Raw genomic sequence first — 1,679 nt, 5'->3', positions numbered from 1 at the left:
TGCTGGCGCCCGGCTCGTGGCAGGCCGCCGCCACACGGCTGCGCAAATCGAGTGAATACGGTTTCATGGTCTACTCTACGCAGCAGCCCGTAGCCAGGGCGAACGGTTCACGAATCCGCTATAGATGCTGATACGTAGTACTGTATCTGTCCTTAATATTGAAAATACAAATAAGATAATTTATACAATATAAAACCGCTGGATTTAATGAGAGATGCTACAGAATGAATGATATGCCGTTTATTAATGCATGGAGCGCAATTCCCCAAACGAATCCTCTTTTCATGCGAATATTGCTGATAAAAATGCTCATAATTATTTGGGGCATTACAAATAAAGGGTAAAATAGAATATAGTTGAACTCAATATGCTTAATGTTCGAGATGTGAACTAATCCAAAGGCAAGCACAATGAAATAATACCAATACTTAAAGTATTTTGTTTGAATATCTGATAAAAAACCTTTAGGAAGTAAAATGTACACTACTGCAAACAAAAAGATAGATAGTGCGACTCCCAGCCAGTAGAAAAACTTGGAAAAATCCGCAACAAGGAGGCCTCCGTTAACGAATCTAAAGAATAGAAGAGTAACTCCTAAGGCAATACTACCTCTTCTTAGGTCAAGGGGTAGCCTGAAAATTAGCTCTTCAAGAATAGGAACCACAAACACAACTACTACAAATGCGTAGCTTCCGAAAGCTTCCCTCACCCCTGTATTAGTGGAACGGATCTGCTGATAAATGGAGTCAATATGAAGGTAGGTGACAATGCTGTAATCGATAGTCAGTATAACGCAGCCGGCAATAAGTATTCCGATGGCACACATTATGTAGGACCATAACATGTATTTTGCATTTGAGAGCAGGCTGCGTCTTTCGGGGGTTGTATAATGCGGATTCCTTAAATAGCTTAATACGTCTATTATTGAAAATCCGCTTGCATGATTATTCATGTCACTTTTTTCGAAACGTTGTAAAGTACAACAGAGAAGCCTCTATAAAAAGAGACTTCTCTGTTGTCAAAACGTCATGTGGGATTAGCCTTTATGAAGAGTGGCCACCATTAAGAAGAGCGCCAGCAATTCCGATGATGGTGCCTGCTACTACCAATGCTTCCCCTACTGCATGGCCGATAGCATATGCTGTACCCTGATGGCCTCCTTCAATGGTCATAAGATCTTGTTCATTTACAAGTTCTACGCCGTAGAGTTCGAAATTTGATGAGTTCATTTTGTCAAAAATGATTTAGAAAAAACGATTAATTAGTGTCCGGTCATGCCAGCCCACATACCGCTGAAAAAGTCGCCGACTGCATGAGCTGCATCAATAACTCTATTGAGGTCCAGCTGTGACTGACCGCCATGATAAGACGTGTTAACAGTGTCGCCGCCATCAATAGAAATCAGCTCAGTTGCATCTAGGAGCATCAAGTTCAAAGATTCAATTTGTTCTGTATGGTTCATGCTATTTTTAATGAATGGTGAGTTAGCAGTTATTAGGTCGCGACGCTTACATTCTGCTCTTTATACAAAGGTGTACGGAGTATTCTATTACTCATGACCTCCTCCCAATTGCTGGACCGGCTAGAAGTAGAGCATCAGGCGGTTTGAAGCTCGACAGTAGCGGCGGCCGCCATTGCCTGATCGGGCGTTAAATTCTGTAACGAACTGTGTGGCCGGA

At 42.0% G+C, this 1,679-nt stretch carries 3 protein-coding genes; all 3 read right to left on the bottom strand.

The features are described 5' to 3' along the window. Window positions 1-217: 217 nt before the first annotated feature. The 3 genes from FY528_RS21115 to FY528_RS21105 all read right to left on the bottom strand — a co-directional run bounded on the left by FY528_RS21115 (window position 218) and on the right by FY528_RS21105 (window position 1,462). On the bottom strand, window positions 218-952 hold the full coding sequence (locus FY528_RS21115; RefSeq protein WP_149072988.1) for a hypothetical protein: 735 nt from the start codon (window positions 950-952) through the stop codon (window positions 218-220). Window positions 953-1,043: 91 nt separating this feature from the next. Then, the gene (locus FY528_RS21110) at window positions 1,044-1,229 is read right to left on the bottom strand and encodes a hypothetical protein (RefSeq protein WP_149072987.1); all 186 of its coding nucleotides are present in this window, start codon (window positions 1,227-1,229) and stop codon (window positions 1,044-1,046) included. A 32-nt stretch (window positions 1,230-1,261) separates the two neighbouring features. Continuing rightward, the gene (locus FY528_RS21105; protein WP_149072986.1) at window positions 1,262-1,462 is read right to left on the bottom strand and encodes a hypothetical protein; all 201 of its coding nucleotides are present in this window, start codon (window positions 1,460-1,462) and stop codon (window positions 1,262-1,264) included. Window positions 1,463-1,679: the final 217 nt, after the last annotated feature.

It is taken from the genome of Hymenobacter lutimineralis (genome assembly GCF_008271285.1).
Classification (GTDB): domain Bacteria; phylum Bacteroidota; class Bacteroidia; order Cytophagales; family Hymenobacteraceae; genus Hymenobacter; species Hymenobacter lutimineralis.
Note: the sequence above shows the minus strand (reverse complement) of the source record. Positions and strands in the feature narration are given on the sequence as shown.